Origin of the sequence: Nonomuraea sp. NPDC003560, assembly GCF_042878785.1 — a bacterium.
Taxonomy (GTDB): Bacteria; Actinomycetota; Actinomycetes; order Streptosporangiales; family Streptosporangiaceae; genus Nonomuraea.
In genome coordinates this window covers 125,252-141,304 of sequence record NZ_JBIAOF010000019.1, presented here as the reverse complement: position 1 = coordinate 141,304, position 16,053 = coordinate 125,252, and the positions used below count along the sequence as shown (strand labels likewise).

Genomic DNA, 16,053 nt, shown 5'->3' with positions numbered 1-16,053 from the left:
CCCAGGCTATCGGCGCATCACGACCCGCGGCGCCACCTCGATGCCCAGCTCGCGCTCGTGTTCCACCAGCGCCCGCAGCTCCGGCCCCCACTCGGCCTCGGGCAGCACCGCGAAGCCGTGCCGCTCGTACCAGGGGGCGTTCCAGGGCACGTCGCGGAACGTCGTCAGCGTGACCGCCGGCGCCCCGACCGCCCGCGCGTGGTCGGCCACCGCCTCCACCAGCCGCCCGCCGATGCCCTGCCGCATGTGGTCGGGGTGCACCGCGAGCTGGTCGAGATGCAGGTTGCCGTCGACCCGGCCGATCAGCGCGAACCCGGCCGGCGGGTCGCCCTCGACGAGCACCGAGGTCGCGTCCGTGACGTCCTCGACCATCGTCGTGCCCGCCGGGAAGACTATGCCGGCCTGCTCGAACAGCTTGTCGGCGGCCAGTTCCACAGAGATCAGCCCGGCCAGCTCGTCCGGGGCGGCCCATCGCACCATGACGACACGGTCTCATGTTTCGGGTGGACCACGCCGCTGGTATTAGTGTTGATGATCGTAGGCCCGGCTGTGCGGAGCCGGGACCCTCTCCTCACGACGTGCCCATGACCCCTGTCACATGCGGTCATGGGCACGTCGTGCAGCGGTCACAGGTCGAGCAGGGGCTCCAGGCCCACGGTGAGGCCGGGCAGCTCGCGCACCCGGCGCACGCCCAGCAGCACGCCCGGCGTGAACGCCGACCTGCTCATCGTGTCGTGCCGGATGGTGAGGATCTCGCCGTCGCCGCCGAGCAGCACCTCCTGGTGGGCGATCAGCCCGGACAGGCGCACCGCGTGCACGTGCACCCCGCCGACGTCGGCGCCGCGGGCGCCGTCGAGGGCGGTGCTGGTGGCGTCGGGCATCCCGCCGAGCCCGGCCTTGCCGCGCGCCTCGGCCACCAGCTCAGCGGTACGCCGGGCGGTGCCCGAAGGGGCGTCGGCCTTGTTCGGGTGGTGCAGTTCGATGATCTCGACGGACTCGAAGTGGCGGGCCGCCTGCTGCGCGAAGTGCATCATGAGCACCGCCGCGATGCCGAAGTTGGGGGCGATCAGGCAGTTGACGCCCGGCGAACGCTCCAGCCACCCGCGCACGGTCTCCAGCCGGCCGGCGTCGAACCCCGTGGTGCCCACCACCGGGTGCACGCCGTGGGCGATGGCCCATTCCAGGTTGCCCATGACCACGTCGGGATGGGTGAAGTCGACCACCACCTCGGCGCCTTCGAGCCCCTCGACGGGATCGTCCTTGTCGAGCGCGGCCACCAGCTCCAGGTCGTCCGCAGCCTCGACCGCCTTGCACACCTCGACGCCCACGCGACCACGCGCGCCCAGCACACCAACCCTGATCACGCCCCCAACCCTATTACGCCCGCCACCCCCTCCCAAGCACCCCCCGAACCGAGAAGGGGGAGAGCGGAATCCCGCTCTCCCCCTTCATGACAACCCCGGCCGGGGCGAACCCGGTCAGGCGATGGCCTCCGAGAAGTCCTTGTCCCCGTACGGCCCGATGACGGCCAGCGTGAGCGGCCGGTTCAGGACGTCACGGGCGACCTCCCCGATCTCGTCGGGGGTGACCGCCTCGATCCGGGCCAGCACCTCGTCGACCGACATCAGCTCGTCGTAGACCAGCTCGTTCTTGCCGATCCGCGACATGCGCGACCCGGTGTCCTCCAGCCCGAGCACGAGCCCGCCGCGCATCTGCCCCTTGCCGCGCATGATCTCGTCGGCGGTGATGCCCTCGGCCACCACCCGGGACACCTCGTCGCGGCAGATCTTGAGCACGTCGTCGATCTTCGAGGGCAGGCAGCCCACGTAGATCCCGAACTGCCCGGTGTCGGCGTAGGCCGAGGTGTAGCTGTAGGCCGAGTAGGCCAGCCCGCGCTTCTCCCTGATCTCCTGGAAGAGCCGGGAGGACATGCCGCCGCCCAGCGCGGCGTTGAGCACGCCGAGCGCGAACCTGCGGTCGTCGGTGCGGGACATGCCGGTCGTGCCGAGCACCAGGTTGGCCTGCTCGGTCGGCCGGTCCAGCACCCTGACCCCGGAACGGGTCTCGGCGCCCGGACCGCTGGTGCGCGGCGGGGCGAACTCGTAGGGGCCCTCCAGCGCGCCCGCCCGCTCGTACGCGCGGGCGACCAGCTCGACGACCTCCTCGTGCCGCACGTTCCCCGCCACCGACACCACCGTCGTACGCGGCCGGTAGTACCGGTGGTAGTACTCGGCGATGCGCTCCTGGCCCAGGGCGTTGATCGAGTCGACCGTGCCCAGGATGGGCCGGCCGATCGGCGAGTCGCCGTAGAGCGCGGCGGCGAACTGCTCGTGCACCACGTCGGACGGGTCGTCGTCGTGCATGGCGATCTCTTCCAGGATCACCCCGCGCTCGGACTCGACGTCCTCCTCGGTGATCAGCGAGCTGGTCACCACGTCGGCGAGCACGTCGACCGCCACGGGCAGGTCCTCGTCGAGGACCCGCGCGTAGTAGCAGGTGTACTCCTTGGCGGTGAAGGCGTTGATCTCTCCGCCGATGCCCTCGATGGAGGCCGAGATCTCCATCGCGTCCCGCGTGGGCGTGCCCTTGAACAGCAGGTGTTCGAGGAAGTGGGTGGCCCCCATGTGCTCGGGGGCCTCGTCACGCGAGCCGATGCCGACCCACATGCCGACCGCGACGCTCCGCACGGTCGGCATGGTCTCGGTCACCACACGGAGCCCGCCCGGCAGGACGGTGCGCCTGACGACCCCGGCTCCGTCCTTGCCGGGGTGCAGCGTGGTGGTCATCACGAGGCCTCCTGCTTCGGGGGTGCCGAGAACTGTGGTTGCCCGGTCACGAGTTGCGGTCGTCGCCCTCGTTGGGGCGGCTGGTGCGCACGCGGGTCCGGGTGCGGCGCGGCCGCTCCGGCTTGTCCTCGGCGGCGGCGGAGTCGGCCTCGGGCGCGGGAGCCTCGCCGTCCTCGGCGCCGGCCGCGGCCTTGGCCTCCTTCTCGGCGGCCTCCTTCTCGATGACCTCGACGGGCACGAGGGAGAGCTTGCCCCGGCCGTCGATCTCGGCGATCTCGACCTGGATCTTCTCGCCGACGCCCATGACGTCCTCGACGTTCTCGATGCGCTTGCCGCCGTGCAGCTTGCGGATCTGGGAGACGTGCAGCAGGCCGTCCTTGCCGGGCATGAGCGAGACGAACGCGCCGAAGGCCGCGATCTTGACGACCGTGCCCAGGTAACGCTCGCCGACCTCGGGCATGTGCGGGTTCGCGATGCCGTTGATCGCCGAACGGGCCGCCTCGGCGGAGGGCCCGTCGGTGGCGCCGATGTAGATCGTGCCGTCGTCCTCGATGGTGATCTCGGCGCCCGTGTCGTCCTGGATCTGGTTGATCATCTTGCCCTTCGGGCCGATGACCTCGCCGATCTTGTCGACCGGGACCTTGATCGTGATGATGCGCGGCGCGGTCGGGTTCATCTCCGCCGGGGAGTCGATCGCCTCCTGCATCACGTCGAGGATCGCCAGGCGGGCGCCCTTGGCCTGCTTCAGCGCGGCGGCCAGCACGGAGGCGGGGATGCCGTCGAGCTTGGTGTCGAGCTGCAGGGCGGTGATGACGTCCTTGGTGCCGGCGACCTTGAAGTCCATGTCGCCCATGGCGTCCTCGGCGCCGAGGATGTCGGTCAGCGTGACGTAGCTGCCGCCCTCGCTGATCAGGCCCATCGCGATGCCGGCGACCATCTCCCTGAGCGGCACACCGGCGTCCAGCAGCGCCATCGTGGACGCGCAGACCGAGCCCATCGAGGTGGAGCCGTTGGAGCCGAGGGCCTCGGAGACCTGGCGGATGGCGTACGGGAACTCCTCGCGCGAGGGCAGCACCGGGATGAGCGCCCGCTCGGCCAGCGCGCCGTGACCGATCTCGCGGCGCTTGGGCGAGCCCACGCGGCCCGTCTCACCGGTGGAGTACGGCGGGAAGTTGTAGTTGTGCATGTAGCGCTTGGTCCGCTCGGGGTTGAGCGTGTCGATGTTCTGCTCCATGCGCAGCATGTTCAGCGTGGTGATGCCCAGGATCTGGGTCTCGCCGCGCTCGAACAGGGCCGAGCCGTGCACCCGGGGCACCACGTGGACCTCGGCCGACAGGGCGCGGATGTCCTTGGTGCCGCGGCCGTCGATGCGGACGCCCTCCTTGACGACCCGCTCGCGCATGAGCTTCTTCATCACCGAGCGGAACGCGGCGGAGATCTCCTTCTCGCGCCCCTCGAACTCGGGCAGCAGCCGCTCGGCGGCCAGCGCCTTGACCTTGTCGAGCTCGGTCTCGCGCTCCTGCTTGCCGGCGATGGTCAGCGCGGCGCCCAGCTCGGTCTTGATCGCGGCCTCGACCGCGTTGTAGACGTCGTCCTGGTAGTCGAGGAAGACCGGGTACTCGGCGGTCTCCTTGGCGGCGACCTGCGCGATGCGGGACTGCGCCTCGCACAGCACCTTGATGAACGGCTTGGCGGCCTCAAGGCCCTGCGCGACGGTCTCCTCGGTCGGCGCGACCGCGCCGTCGGCGACCAGCTTGAGCGTGTCCTTGGTGGACTCGGCCTCGACCATCATGATCGCGACGTCGCCGTCGTCGAGCAGACGGCCCGCCACGACCATGTCGAACGTGGCCCGCTCCAGCTCGGGGTGCGTCGGGAAGGCCACCCACTGGCCCTCGATCAGCGCGACCCGCACGCCGCCGATCGGGCCGGAGAACGGCAGCCCGGCGAGCTGCGTGGACAGCGAGGCGGCGTTGATGGCGACCACGTCGTAGAGGTGGTCGGGGTTGAGCGCCATGACCGTGGCGACGACCTGGATCTCGTTGCGCAGGCCCTTGACGAACGACGGGCGCAGCGGCCGGTCGATCAGGCGGCAGGTCAGGATCGCGTCCTCGGACGGACGGCCCTCACGGCGGAAGAACGAGCCGGGGATGCGGCCCGCGGCGTACATGCGCTCCTCGACGTCGACCGTGAGCGGGAAGAAGTCGAAGTTCTCCTTGGGAGCCTTGGACGCGGTGGTGGCCGAGAGCACCATCGTGTCGTTGTCGAGATAGGCGACGGCGGAACCCGCCGCCTGGCGCGCGAGACGACCGGTCTCGAACCGGACCGTGCGCGTGCCGAAAGAGCCGTTGTCAATGACGGCTTCAGCGGTGTGGACACCCTCCACGGGGGACCTCCTTGTGGTCGGTCACCCGCGCCCTCTTTTCTCACCGGCACCCTCGTGCCTATGAAGGGACCCGCTCGTCAGACGGCCGCCCATCCGTCGTGCCCGGTGGCACGGCGGCGGCGATCCGTCAGCGTGTCCCCCATAGAAGGTGCAGCGCCGGTCTTCGATCGAAGCGCCCGGTCGTTCTTACCGGAAGCCACTACCGAGGACCGGCCCGCAGGCGTCGCGGGTCGCATGGTGCTGAATCGGACGCGGGGGCTGTGTGTCTCGGATATTCAGTTGTACGCCGACGGCGCGGCGGCTCGCCGCCACGACGCGCCGGTCGTGTGTGCTCCTACCCACATGGGCGGAGCCATATGAGAAGGGAGCGGCGCCGGGCGCCGCTCCCTTTCATGCTATCGGCGCAGACCGAGTCGCTCGATGAGCGAACGGTAACGCTGGATGTCGACCTTCTGCAGGTACTTCAGCAGACGACGCCGGCGACCGACGAGCAGAAGCAGGCCACGACGGCTGTGGTGGTCGTGCTTGTGCGTCTTCAGGTGCTCGGTGAGCTCGCTGATGCGCTTGCTGAGCAGCGCGATCTGCACCTCGGGCGAACCGGTGTCGCCTTCGGCCGTCGCGTACTCACTGATGATGGTCTTCTTGGCAGCGGTGTCGAGGGACACGGCTCTCCTTCGATCTACGGACACGCGCGAATGAGATGAGAGTGCGAACGACCGTGCGTGCCTACAGTCGCCGCGTGAAGGCCGTCATGGGCAGCGCAGCAGCGCCACCGTTACAGAGCCGACATGCAAGGTTACCATCGGAGTCAAGCGTTTCGCGCCCGCGAACGTTCCGCGCCCGCCGCGGCCGGTGTCACGACGTGATGCGGCGGGCGGCGTCGACGTCGGCGTGGATCTGGTCGATCAGCGCCTCGATCGACTCGAAACGGGTGTTGCCCCTGAGCCGGGCGGCGAACTCCACCGCCACGTGCACCCCGTAGAGCTCCAGGTCGTCGCGGTCGAGCGCGTACGCCTCCACGGTACGCGGCACGCCCTCGAACGTCGGGTTCGTGCCCACCGAGATCGCCGCCGGCCACCGCTCGCCCTCGTACGGCGCGGGCAGGTTGGCCACCGGGACGCACTCCAGCCACCCCGCGTAGACCCCGTCGGCCGGGATGGCCGTCTGCTGCGGCGTCTCGACGTTGGCGGTCGGGAAGCCGAGCTGCCGCCCGCGCTGGTAGCCGCGCACCACCACGCCCTCCACCCGATGGGGACGGCCCAGCTCGGCCGCGGCGCCCTCGACGTCACCGGCGACGATCAGCTCGCGCGCGGAGGTCGAGGAGACGCCGTCGAGCAGGGGCACCACCTCGACCTCGAAGTCGTACTTGTCGCCCAGCGTGCGCAGCGTCTCGACGTCGCCGGCGGCGTGGTGCCCGAACGTGAAGTCCGCACCCACCACGACCACCGCCGCCCCGAGGCGCTCGCTCAGCACGCCCTGGGCGAAGTCGTCGGGGCTCGTCCTGGACAGGTCGAGGGTGAACTCCACCACCTCGACGTCGTCGATGCCCAGCTCGGCCAGCAGCTCGGCGCGCCGCTTGAGCGTGGTCAGCCGCGCCCGCCGGGTGCCCGGCCGCACCACCTCGTCGGGATGCGGCTCGAACGTGACCGCCACGCTGCGCGCCCCCCGCTCGCGGGCCAGCTCGACCGTCCGCTCGATCACCTTGCGATGCCCGCGATGGACCCCGTCGTACACGCCGATGGTCACCACAGACCTTCTCGAACCCCGCACGCTAGGCCCCATTCGTTCGTGGCAGATCAATCCGACACAAGCCTGCCATGCACCTCCCGCTCACCTCCAATCGAGGGGCGGAGCGCGGTATTCCCGCAAGTAGGATGAGCCATCATGCCTCGATACGCGCTCCTGATCCTGCCCGCCTTCAACCGGGTCTACGGCGAGAGCTCCCCACGTCTGACCAGGGGCGAGCTGGCCGTCTTCAGCGACCACGCCATCGAGAACACCGTGCTGGACAGCGCGGAGACCACCATCGGCGGCGTCCCGTACATCACGTTCGAGACCGCCGAGCCGCTGTCGGAGTCCGACGTCGCGCTGCTGTCCAACCTGTCCTCCGTCTACGCGGTCTTCGGCGTCGAGGGCGACCTGCTGCGCCCGCTGGCCATGCGCCCCCTCGACCGGCTGAGCAGCGACCTGCTGACCATCCAGAAATACGCCGGCAAGACCAACGAGCACTTCACCAAGCTGCTGCTCAACGTCACCGTGCTCGCCTCCGACCGGCCCATGTCCGGGAAGTTGTCGGTGTTCGACCCGATGTGCGGCCGCGGCACCACCCTCAACCAGGCCCTCATGTACGGCTACGACGCCTACGGCCTCGACGTCGACGGCAAGGACTTCGAGGCGTACACGACGTTCATCAAGACCTGGCTGCGCAACAAGCGGCTCAAGCACACCGCCGAGACCGTGCCGGTGCGGCGGGCGCGGGCGCTGGTGGGGCGGCGGCTCAACGTCACGTTCGGGCTGTCGAAGGAGGCCGTCAAGGCGGGCGACGTGCAGCAGCTGGCCGTGGTCAACGCCGACACGCTCAAGAGCCGCGAGTTCTTCAAGCCCCGCACGTTCGACGTCGTCGTGACCGACGCCCCCTACGGCGTCCAGCACGGCAGCAAGGGCGGCGGCGGCCTGTCCCGCAGCCCGCTGGAGCTGCTGCGGCAGGCCGTGCCGGTCTGGGCCGAGCTGCTGCGCCCCGGCGGCGCGATGGGCATCTCCTGGAACACCTACGGCGGCAAGAGCGCCGAGCTGGCCGCGATCCTCACCGGCGCGGGCCTGGAGGTCATGGACTACCCCGACTTCGAGCACTGGGTCGACCAGGCGATCGTCCGCGACATCCTGGTAGCCCGCAAACCCGCCTGACAAGCGAAGGCCGCGGCTCAGCCCGCGAACACGGCCAGGGGCTTGGCGATCCGGCCCTGCTCCTCCACCAGCGCCAGCAGCTCGCCCGCCGGACCGAACACGCCGATCGGCCCGGCTCCGAGCCCGGCCGCGGGCAGCCGGCCGCCGTGGCCGATCACGCGCGCCTCCTCGGCGGTCACGTCCCGGCGCGGGAACGCCGCCGACACCGCCTCGCCGATGGGCAGCACCACGCACTCCTCGGCGAGCTGGTCGATGCCGCGGGCCAGCGACAGGTCGTAGGGGCCGACCCGGGTCCGGCGCAGGCTCGTCAGGTGGCCGCCGACGCCGAGCGCGGCCCCCAGGTCGCGGGCCAGGGCCCGGATGTAGGTGCCGCTGGAGCAGGTGACGACCGCGTCGACGTCCACGACGTCGCCGGCGGCCCTGATGTCGAGCACGTCGAAGCCGTACACGGTGACGGGCCGGGCCGCGAGCGCGACCTCCTCGCCCGCGCGGGCCATCTTGTACGCCCGCTGCCCGTTGACCTTGATGGCGCTGACCTGCGGCGGCACCTGCATGATGGCGCCGGTGAGCGCCTCGACGCCCTTGTGCACCTCGGCCGCGCCCACCTCCGCCGCCGACGCCGTGGCCACGGTCTCGCCCTCGGCGTCGTCGGTGTTGGTGGACACGCCCAGCCGGATCGTGGCCTCGTAGACCTTCTCGGTCAGCGCCAGGTGCCCGAGCAGCCGGGTCGCCTTCTCCACCCCGATCACCAGCACGCCCGTGGCCATCGGGTCGAGCGTGCCGGCGTGCCCGACGCGGCGGGTGCCCGCGATGCGCCGCATCTTGGCCACCACGTCGTGCGAGGTCCACTCGCCCGGCTTGTCGACGATGATCAGACCGCTCTCGGCCATCCAGCCTTCCCCAGCTCTCGTCTGAACTTGGCCATGGTCTCCTCCACGCTGTCGTAGGAGGTGAACCCGGCCGCGTTGTGATGCCCGCCGCCGCCCAGCGCGGCGCACACGGCCGCCACGTCGACCCCGCCCTTGGACCTGGTCGACACCTGCCAGTCGCCGTGGTCGTCCTCCTTGAGCACGACCGCGATCTCGGCCTCGTCGGTACGGCGGACGATGTCGATCATGCCCTCGATCTCCGAGTACGGCAGCCCGTACGCGGCCCGGTCGACCCGCGGCACGTACGTCCAGACCATCGAGCCCTCCAGCTGCACCCGGTCGAGCGCCCTGGCCAGCACCTTGAGGTAGCCGAACGGCGAGCGGTCCCACAGCTCGCGGGCGATCTCGTCGGTGTGCAGGCCCGTGGCCACCAGCCGGGACGCCATCCGGTGCACGGCCGGCGTGGTCGAGGCGTAGCGGAAGGAGCCCGTGTCGGTCACCAGGCCGGTGTACAGGCAGGTGGCGATGTCCCGGTCGAGGCTGCCGCCGAGCCGGTAGATGAGCTGCTCGGCCAGCATGGCCGTGGCCGCCGCCCGCGGGTCGATGAGGCTGTGCGTGCCGAACCCGGCGTTGGACGGGTGATGGTCGATCACGATGACCTCCTCCGCCCTGGCCGCGTTGGGGCTGAGCAGGCCCAGCCGCTCGAACGTGGAGGAGTCGAAGGTGATCATCAACGCCGGGGCCTCGGGATAGTCGGCCGGCGGGCACAACATCTCCTGCCCCGGCAGGAACCGCAGGATCCGCGGGACCGCGAAGTACTGGTCACCGAAGGAGGCCACGACCCGCTTGCCGATCGAGCGCAGCACGTAACCGACGGCCAGCATCGAGCCGAGCGCGTCGCCGTCGGGCGACACGTGACAGGCCAGGGCGACCTCGTCGACCTGGCCGATGAGCTGGACCGCGCGCTCCCAGGCGGCCTCGGGGATGTCCGTGGCCTCCTGGGAGGGCTGCTCGGCTCGGGCGCGCACGTGCGACGTCACGCCTGGTCGTCCTCACCCTCATCGGGCTTCTTGTAGGGGTCGGCCTCGCCGGCGTAGGCCGCGCCCTCGGCCCGGCGCGCCACCTCGGCGTCCCGCGCCCTGGCGGCGTTGATCAGGTCGTCGAGCTGGCGGGCGCTGTCGGGCAGCGGGTCGTGCCGGAACGTCAGCGTCGGGGTGAAGCGCACGCCGGTCTGGCGGCCCACCTCGGCGCGGATGATGCCCTTGGCACTCTCCAGGGCGGCCGCGGTGTCGGACCGCTCCGCGTCGGAGCCGAACACTGTGTAGAACACCGTCGCGTCACGCAGGTCAGCCGTGATCCGCGTGTCGGTCACGGTGACGAAGCCCAGGCGCGGGTCCTTGATCCGGCGCTCCAGCATCTCGGCGACGATCTGCTGGATGCGGTCGGCGAGCTTGCTCGCTCGTGCGGCATCCACCATGTTCGCTCCCCCTCACGCACGACCTGGCCGTGCTGTCGTTCAATCTTCGTCGTTGTAGAGGCGCTGTCTGGCTGACAGCAACTCGATCTCAGGGCGGAAGGCCACCATCCGCTCGCAGGCGTCCATCACCTCTTTGCAGTTACCCGCGGAGGCGGAGATCACCGCGACGCCCACCTCGCACCTGCGATGCAGGTCAAGATGGCCGGTCTCGGCCACCGCGATGGACGGGTAACGTCGCTGCAGCTCGGCGATCAGAGGCCGGACGACAGAGCGCTTCTGCTTCAGCGAACGCACGTCGCCGAGCAGGATGTCCAGGGTCAGAGCACCCACATACATCGTGTGAAACCACCGCTTGGCCTGGTGGGGTGGAAGCACGACCGGCCCGCTGCGGTGGGAAGGGGGCCCGGGCGTGCGAGAGGCGCCCGGCGGAGGTTCCGCCGGGCGCCCGGCCGCGGGTCAGGCCCGCGGCTTCTCCCGCATCTCGAACGTCTCGATCGTGTCGTCGATCCGGATGTCGTTGTAACCGACACCGATGCCGCACTCGAAGCCCTCGCGGACCTCGGTGGCGTCATCCTTGAAGCGACGCAGGGACGAGACGGTCAGGTTGTCGGCGATGACGACGCCATCGCGGATCACCCTGGCCTTGCTGTTGCGGACGATCGTGCCGGAGCGGACCAGCGAACCGGCGACGTTGCCGATCTTCGGCACCTTGAAGACCTCGCGGACTTCTGCGGTGCCCATCTGGACCTCTTCGAACTCGGGCTTGAGCATGCCCTTGAGCGCCGCCTCGATCTCCTCGATCGCCTGGTAGATGACCGAGTAGTAGCGGATGTCGACGCCCTCGCGCTCGGCCAGGTCGCGCGCCCGAGGCTCGGGGCGGACGTTGAAGCCGATGATGACCGCGTTGTCGTCGGCGACGGCCAGGTTGACGTCGTACTCGGTGATGGCGCCGACCGCGCGGTGCAGGACACGGAGCCTGACCTCGTCGCCGACGTCGATCTTGAGCAGGGCGTCTTCCAGGGCCTCCACCGAACCGGACACGTCACCCTTGATGATGAGCTTGAGCTCGTCGACGCGACCCTTCTCAAGGTCGCTGAACAGCTCTTCGAGGGTGCGGCGACGGCTCGACTTCGCCATGTCGGCGCTGCGCTTGCGCGCCGCGCGCTGCTGGGCGATCTGGCGGGCCATCCGGTCGTCGGTGACGACGATGAAGTTGTCACCGGCGCTCGGCACGGCCGTCAGACCCATGACCAGGACCGGACGGGACGGCGTGGCCTCCTCGACCGGGTCGCCGTTGTCGTCGAGCATCGCGCGGACGCGGCCGAAGGCCTCGCCACACACGATCGAGTCGCCCACGCGCAGCGTGCCGCGCTGGACCAGGACGGTCGCGACGGGGCCGCGGCCCTTGTCGAGGTGCGCCTCGATCGCGATGCCCTGGGCGTCCATCGTCGGGTTGGCCCGCAGGTCGAGCTCGGCGTCGGCGGTGAGCAGGATCGCCTCGAGGAGGTTGTCGATGCCCGTGCCGTTCTTCGCCGAGATGTCGACGAACAGGGTCGAGCCGCCGTACTCCTCGGCGACCAGGCCGTACTCGGTGAGCTGGGCGCGGACCTTGTTGGGGTCGGCACCCTCCTTGTCGACCTTGTTCACCGCGACCACGACCGGCACGTCGGCCGCCTGGGCGTGGTTGAGCGCCTCGATCGTCTGCGGCTTCACACCGTCGTCGGCCGCGACCACCAGCACCGCGATGTCGGTGGACTTGGCGCCTCGGGCACGCATGGCAGTGAACGCCTCGTGACCCGGGGTGTCGATGAAGGTGACCTTGCGGTCTTCGCCCTCGTGCGTCGTGGCGACCTGGTAGGCACCGATGTGCTGGGTGATGCCACCGGCCTCGCGCGCCACCACGTTGGTCTTGCGGATGGCGTCGAGCAGCTTGGTCTTACCGTGGTCGACGTGACCCATGACGGTCACGACCGGCGGACGCGCGGCGAGGTCGCCCTCGTCGCCCTCGTCCTCGCCGAACTCGATGTCGAAGGCCTCGAGAAGCTCGCGGTCCTCCTCCTCCGGGCTGACGACCTGGATGTTGTAGTCGAGCTCCGCGCCGAGGAGCTGCAACGTCTCCTCGTTGACCGACTGGGTCGCGGTCACCATCTCGCCGAGGTGCAGCATGATCTGCACGAGCGAGGCGGGGTTCGCGCCGATGCGGTCGGCGAAGTCGGACAGCGACGCGCCGCGCGGCAGGCGGATCGTCGCGCCGTTGCCGCGAGCGACCTGCACACCGCCGATCGCCGGCGCCGACATGTTGTCGAACTCCTGGCGCCTCTGACGCTTGCTCTTACGACCACGCGCGGGACGGCCGCCGGGACGCCCGAACGCGCCCGCCGTGCCACCGCCGCGACCACGGCCGCCGCCACCCGGACGACCGCCGAAGCCACCGCCGCCGCCACCGGGACCACCGGTGCCGGTACGGGGACCTGCGCCGCCGCCACCGGGACGACCGGCGAAGCCGCCGCCGCCACCGGGACGACCGCCGCCACCGCCGGGACGGCCACCGCCGCCACCGCCGCCGGGACGACCGCCACCGCCGCCGCCACCAGGACGCGGGCCACCGCCCGGACCGGCGGGACGACCCTGCGGCATCATCATCGGGTTGGGACGCGGCCCACCCGGACGCGGACCACCGGCGCCGGGACCCGGACGCGGACCGGCCGCACCGGGCGGACCGGGACGCGGACCCGCGGGACGCGGACCGGCCTCGCCGCCGCCACCGGGACGCGGCGGACGCGGCATCGCGCCGTCACGCGGCGGACCCTCACGACGCTCGCGCTGGCCGGGGCCACCGCCGTCGCGGTTGCCGCCGGGACGCGGCGGACGCGACTGGCCCATGCCGCTGGCGTTGGACGAGAACGGGTTGTTACCCGGACGCGGGCCACGCGGACCCGGCTTGGGACCGGGACCAGGACGCGGGCCGCCGCCTGCGGGCGCACCCGGACGCGGGGCCTGCTGCTGACCGCCGCCGCCACCACCGGAAGGCTGCCCGGGACGAGGCGCCGGACCGGGCTTGGGACCCGGACGGGCGGCGGGACCCGGACGCGGCCCCGGAGTCGGACGGGCGGGCGCGCCGGAACCGGCCGCGCTCTCGAAGCGGGCCTGCGGAGCCCCGGAGGTCTCGCCGCGCGCAGCCTCGGGCTGCTGCTGCGGCTGGTGGGGCATCGGCACCGGCGGACGCGGCTGCGCGCCGCCCGCGGGACCCGCGGGGCCGGGACGCGGACCTGGCCGCGGAGCCGGACCCGGACGCGGAGGAGTAGGGGTCGGCGCCTCCGCGGCGCCGTTGCCGGCCTGGTGTTCTGCCGGACGGGGCGCAGCCTTGGGCGGCTGCGGCCTGTTGGACGACGAACCGCCGCCCCTGGAGGGCCCACCCTTCGATGCGCCCAGAGCTTCGGTGAGCCTGCGGACCACCGGCGCCTCGATGGTCGAGGACGCCGAACGGACGAACTCCCCCATCTCTTGGAGCTTGGCCATGACGACCTTGCTCTCTACGCCGAACTCCTTAGCGAGCTCGTATACCCGGACCTTCGCCACTGCACTCCCTTACTCGGCCCGGGAGGCTGGCTGTGCCGTCCGGACCGTCGTTAACTTGACGTCTTCATCGCCGCGTGCTCATCAGGCGCTCATAGCAATCTGACTCCGCCCATCAACTCGGCGTCCTACATGACATTTCGTGATTCCTCCTCCAGGTGTGCCCGCACTCGCGAGACGTCAAGCGGCCCCGGCACGCGGAACGCGCGCGGGAACGCTCGGCGACGCTCGGCGAGCTCCAGACAGCTCAAGGACGGATGCAGCGATGCACCGCGGCCAGAAAGCCGTCCTCGCAGATCAGGGACCAGATGGTCCTCGATCCGCACCAGGCGGAGCAGCTCGGACTTAGCCGTGCGAACCCTGCAGCCCACACAGGTGCGCTGTGGGGCCGCGTGGCCACCATATTCCAGCTTACCGTGTTGACGCATCTACGGAACCGGCGGCATCCTCGGCTTGTGTGTCAGGCCGGATGTCAATGCGCCATCCGGTGAGCCTGGCGGCAAGCCGGGCGTTCTGCCCTTCCTTGCCGATGGCCAGCGAAAGCTGGTAGTCGGGGACCGTCACCCGTGCGACCCGTCCTTCGAGATCGAGAACCTCGACATGGGAAACACGGGCCGGCGACAGCGCATTCCCGACGAACTGCCCGGGATCCTCGGACCAGTCGATGATGTCGATCTTCTCGCCGTGCAGCTCGGCCATCACGCTGCGGACGCGCGAGCCCATCGGGCCGATGCAGGCGCCCTTGGCGTTGACGCCCGGCTTGCGCGACCGGACCGCGATCTTCGTGCGGTGGCCGGCCTCGCGGGCCACCGCGGTGATCTCCACGGTGCCGTCGGCGATCTCGGGCACCTCCAGCGCGAAGAGCTTCTTGACCAGGCCGGGGTGGGTGCGCGACAGCGTCACCGACGGCCCCTTGTGGCCCTTCTTCACCTGCACCACGTAGGCGCGGATGCGCTCGCCGTGCACGTAGTCCTCGCCCGGGACCTGCTCGGCGTGCGGCAGCACGGCCTCGATCTTGCCGAGGTCGACCAGCACCACGCGCGGGTCCTTGCCCTGCTGGATCACGCCCGAGACCAGCTCGCCCTCGCGGCTGGCGAACTCGCCGAAGTTGATCTCGTCCTCGGCGTCGCGGAGCTGCTGCAGGATGACCTGCTTGGCGGTGGTCGCGGCGATCCGGCTGAAGTTGCCCGGAGTGTCGTCGAACTCCCTGACGACGTCGCCCTCGTCGTCGAGCTCGGCCGCCCAGATCGTGACGTGGCCGCTGCCGCGGTCGAGCTGGGCGCGCGCCTTGGGCGCCGCGCCCTCGGTGCGGAAGTAGGCGATCAGCAGCGCGTCCTCGATCGCCTTGACGACCAGGTCGAAGGAGATGTCCTTCTCCCGCTCCAGGCTGCGCAGGACGCTCATGTCGATGTCCACGAGGCTTCCCCCTTAGCCTTCGTCGCCGTCGACGTCGTCGGTGTCGTCGATCCGGCGGAACTCCACCTGCACCCGGCCTCGGGTCAGGTCCTGGTAATCGAGCCGGCGGGCGGAGCCGGCGACGTCGAGGTCGACGCCGCTCTCGTCCGCCGCCAGAACGCGGCCCTCCACCACGGTGCCGTCTCTCATCTCGGCCTTCACCAGCCGCTTGGCGGCACGGCGCCAGTGGCGCGGCTCGGTGAGCGGGCGGTCGACGCCCGGAGAGGAGACCTCAAGGGTGTACGCGGCCTGCCCCATCACGTCGTCCTCGTCGAGCGCCGTGGAGACGGCCTGGCTCACGTCGGCGATGTCGTCGAGGCTCACGCCGCCGTCGCGATCGACGATCACGCGCAGCAACCGCCTCTTGCCCGCCTGGGTGACGGTGACGTCCTCCAGATCGAGGCCCTCCGCGCCGACCACGGGCTCCAGGAGCTTCATCAGGTGGTCGCGGGATGATGCGCTGCCCATATCGACCTCCCCTATTGTCATGTCTCAGCCGGGCGGACCTCGCCACTGGCTCTCCGCCGTCTGGCTGTGCAGCCAGCGACGACAGTTGACACCCTATCTGTACGGAGGCACGGAGAGAGCGCCACTCGTCGTGGT

The 16,053-nt window shown here is 70.7% G+C and carries 15 protein-coding genes; 1 reads left to right on the top strand and 14 read right to left on the bottom strand.

What is annotated here, in order from left to right; all coding sequences use genetic code 11:
- Positions 1 to 6: 6 nt before the first annotated feature.
- The 6 genes from ACFYUV_RS47995 to ACFYUV_RS47970 all read right to left on the bottom strand — a co-directional run bounded on the left by ACFYUV_RS47995 (position 7) and on the right by ACFYUV_RS47970 (position 6,951).
- Complete coding sequence (locus ACFYUV_RS47995; RefSeq protein WP_387682061.1) at positions 7 to 480, bottom strand: GNAT family N-acetyltransferase; 474 nt, start codon at positions 478 to 480, stop codon at positions 7 to 9.
- Between the two features lie 146 nt (positions 481 to 626).
- Positions 627 to 1,364, bottom strand: a complete 738-nt coding sequence (gene dapB / locus ACFYUV_RS47990; protein ID WP_357988077.1) for a 4-hydroxy-tetrahydrodipicolinate reductase — start codon at positions 1,362 to 1,364, stop codon at positions 627 to 629.
- Between the two features lie 114 nt (positions 1,365 to 1,478).
- Positions 1,479 to 2,786: a pitrilysin family protein gene (locus ACFYUV_RS47985; RefSeq protein ID WP_358298418.1), complete on the bottom strand. Its 1,308-nt coding sequence runs from the start codon at positions 2,784 to 2,786 to the stop codon at positions 1,479 to 1,481.
- Positions 2,787 to 2,832: 46 nt separating this feature from the next.
- Entirely contained in the window at positions 2,833 to 5,169 is a 2,337-nt protein-coding gene (locus ACFYUV_RS47980; RefSeq protein WP_387682058.1) for a polyribonucleotide nucleotidyltransferase, read from the bottom strand.
- Positions 5,170 to 5,564: 395 nt separating this feature from the next.
- Positions 5,565 to 5,834, bottom strand: coding sequence for a 30S ribosomal protein S15 (rpsO, locus tag ACFYUV_RS47975; RefSeq protein WP_090945762.1), 270 nt, complete (start codon positions 5,832 to 5,834; stop codon positions 5,565 to 5,567).
- A gap of 190 nt (positions 5,835 to 6,024) precedes the next feature.
- On the bottom strand, positions 6,025 to 6,951 hold the full coding sequence (locus tag ACFYUV_RS47970) for a bifunctional riboflavin kinase/FAD synthetase (protein WP_358298422.1): 927 nt from the start codon (positions 6,949 to 6,951) through the stop codon (positions 6,025 to 6,027).
- A 102-nt stretch (positions 6,952 to 7,053) separates the two neighbouring features.
- Between ACFYUV_RS47970 and ACFYUV_RS47965 the strand changes: the two genes are divergently transcribed.
- On the top strand, positions 7,054 to 8,073 hold the full coding sequence (locus tag ACFYUV_RS47965) for a TRM11 family SAM-dependent methyltransferase (protein ID WP_387682055.1): 1,020 nt from the start codon (positions 7,054 to 7,056) through the stop codon (positions 8,071 to 8,073).
- Positions 8,074 to 8,090: 17 nt separating this feature from the next.
- Here ACFYUV_RS47965 and truB read toward each other — a convergent pair whose 3' ends face one another.
- From truB to rimP, 8 genes are all read right to left on the bottom strand, one after another.
- Positions 8,091 to 8,963 (bottom strand): tRNA pseudouridine(55) synthase TruB, encoded by an 873-nt coding sequence (gene truB, locus ACFYUV_RS47960; protein WP_387682052.1) that lies wholly within the window; start codon positions 8,961 to 8,963, stop codon positions 8,091 to 8,093.
- The gene (locus tag ACFYUV_RS47955; protein ID WP_364340294.1) at positions 8,945 to 9,982 is read right to left on the bottom strand and encodes a bifunctional oligoribonuclease/PAP phosphatase NrnA; all 1,038 of its coding nucleotides are present in this window, start codon (positions 9,980 to 9,982) and stop codon (positions 8,945 to 8,947) included. Before ACFYUV_RS47955 ends, truB begins: the two co-directional genes overlap by 19 nt.
- Positions 9,979 to 10,419, bottom strand: a complete 441-nt coding sequence (rbfA, locus tag ACFYUV_RS47950; protein WP_358298430.1) for a 30S ribosome-binding factor RbfA — start codon at positions 10,417 to 10,419, stop codon at positions 9,979 to 9,981. Before rbfA ends, ACFYUV_RS47955 begins: the two co-directional genes overlap by 4 nt.
- Positions 10,420 to 10,458: 39 nt before the next feature.
- Positions 10,459 to 10,755: a DUF503 domain-containing protein gene (locus ACFYUV_RS47945; RefSeq protein WP_352320823.1), complete on the bottom strand. Its 297-nt coding sequence runs from the start codon at positions 10,753 to 10,755 to the stop codon at positions 10,459 to 10,461.
- A gap of 120 nt (positions 10,756 to 10,875) precedes the next feature.
- Positions 10,876 to 13,998 (bottom strand): translation initiation factor IF-2, encoded by a 3,123-nt coding sequence (gene infB, locus ACFYUV_RS47940; protein WP_387682047.1) that lies wholly within the window; start codon positions 13,996 to 13,998, stop codon positions 10,876 to 10,878.
- Between the two features lie 125 nt (positions 13,999 to 14,123).
- Positions 14,124 to 14,423, bottom strand: coding sequence for a YlxR family protein (locus tag ACFYUV_RS47935; RefSeq protein WP_352365338.1), 300 nt, complete (start codon positions 14,421 to 14,423; stop codon positions 14,124 to 14,126).
- Positions 14,407 to 15,411: a transcription termination factor NusA gene (gene nusA / locus ACFYUV_RS47930; protein ID WP_387682044.1), complete on the bottom strand. Its 1,005-nt coding sequence runs from the start codon at positions 15,409 to 15,411 to the stop codon at positions 14,407 to 14,409. Before nusA ends, ACFYUV_RS47935 begins: the two co-directional genes overlap by 17 nt.
- A gap of 12 nt (positions 15,412 to 15,423) precedes the next feature.
- Positions 15,424 to 15,918, bottom strand: coding sequence for a ribosome maturation factor RimP (gene rimP / locus ACFYUV_RS47925; RefSeq protein ID WP_358298436.1), 495 nt, complete (start codon positions 15,916 to 15,918; stop codon positions 15,424 to 15,426).
- Positions 15,919 to 16,053 lie beyond the last annotated feature (135 nt).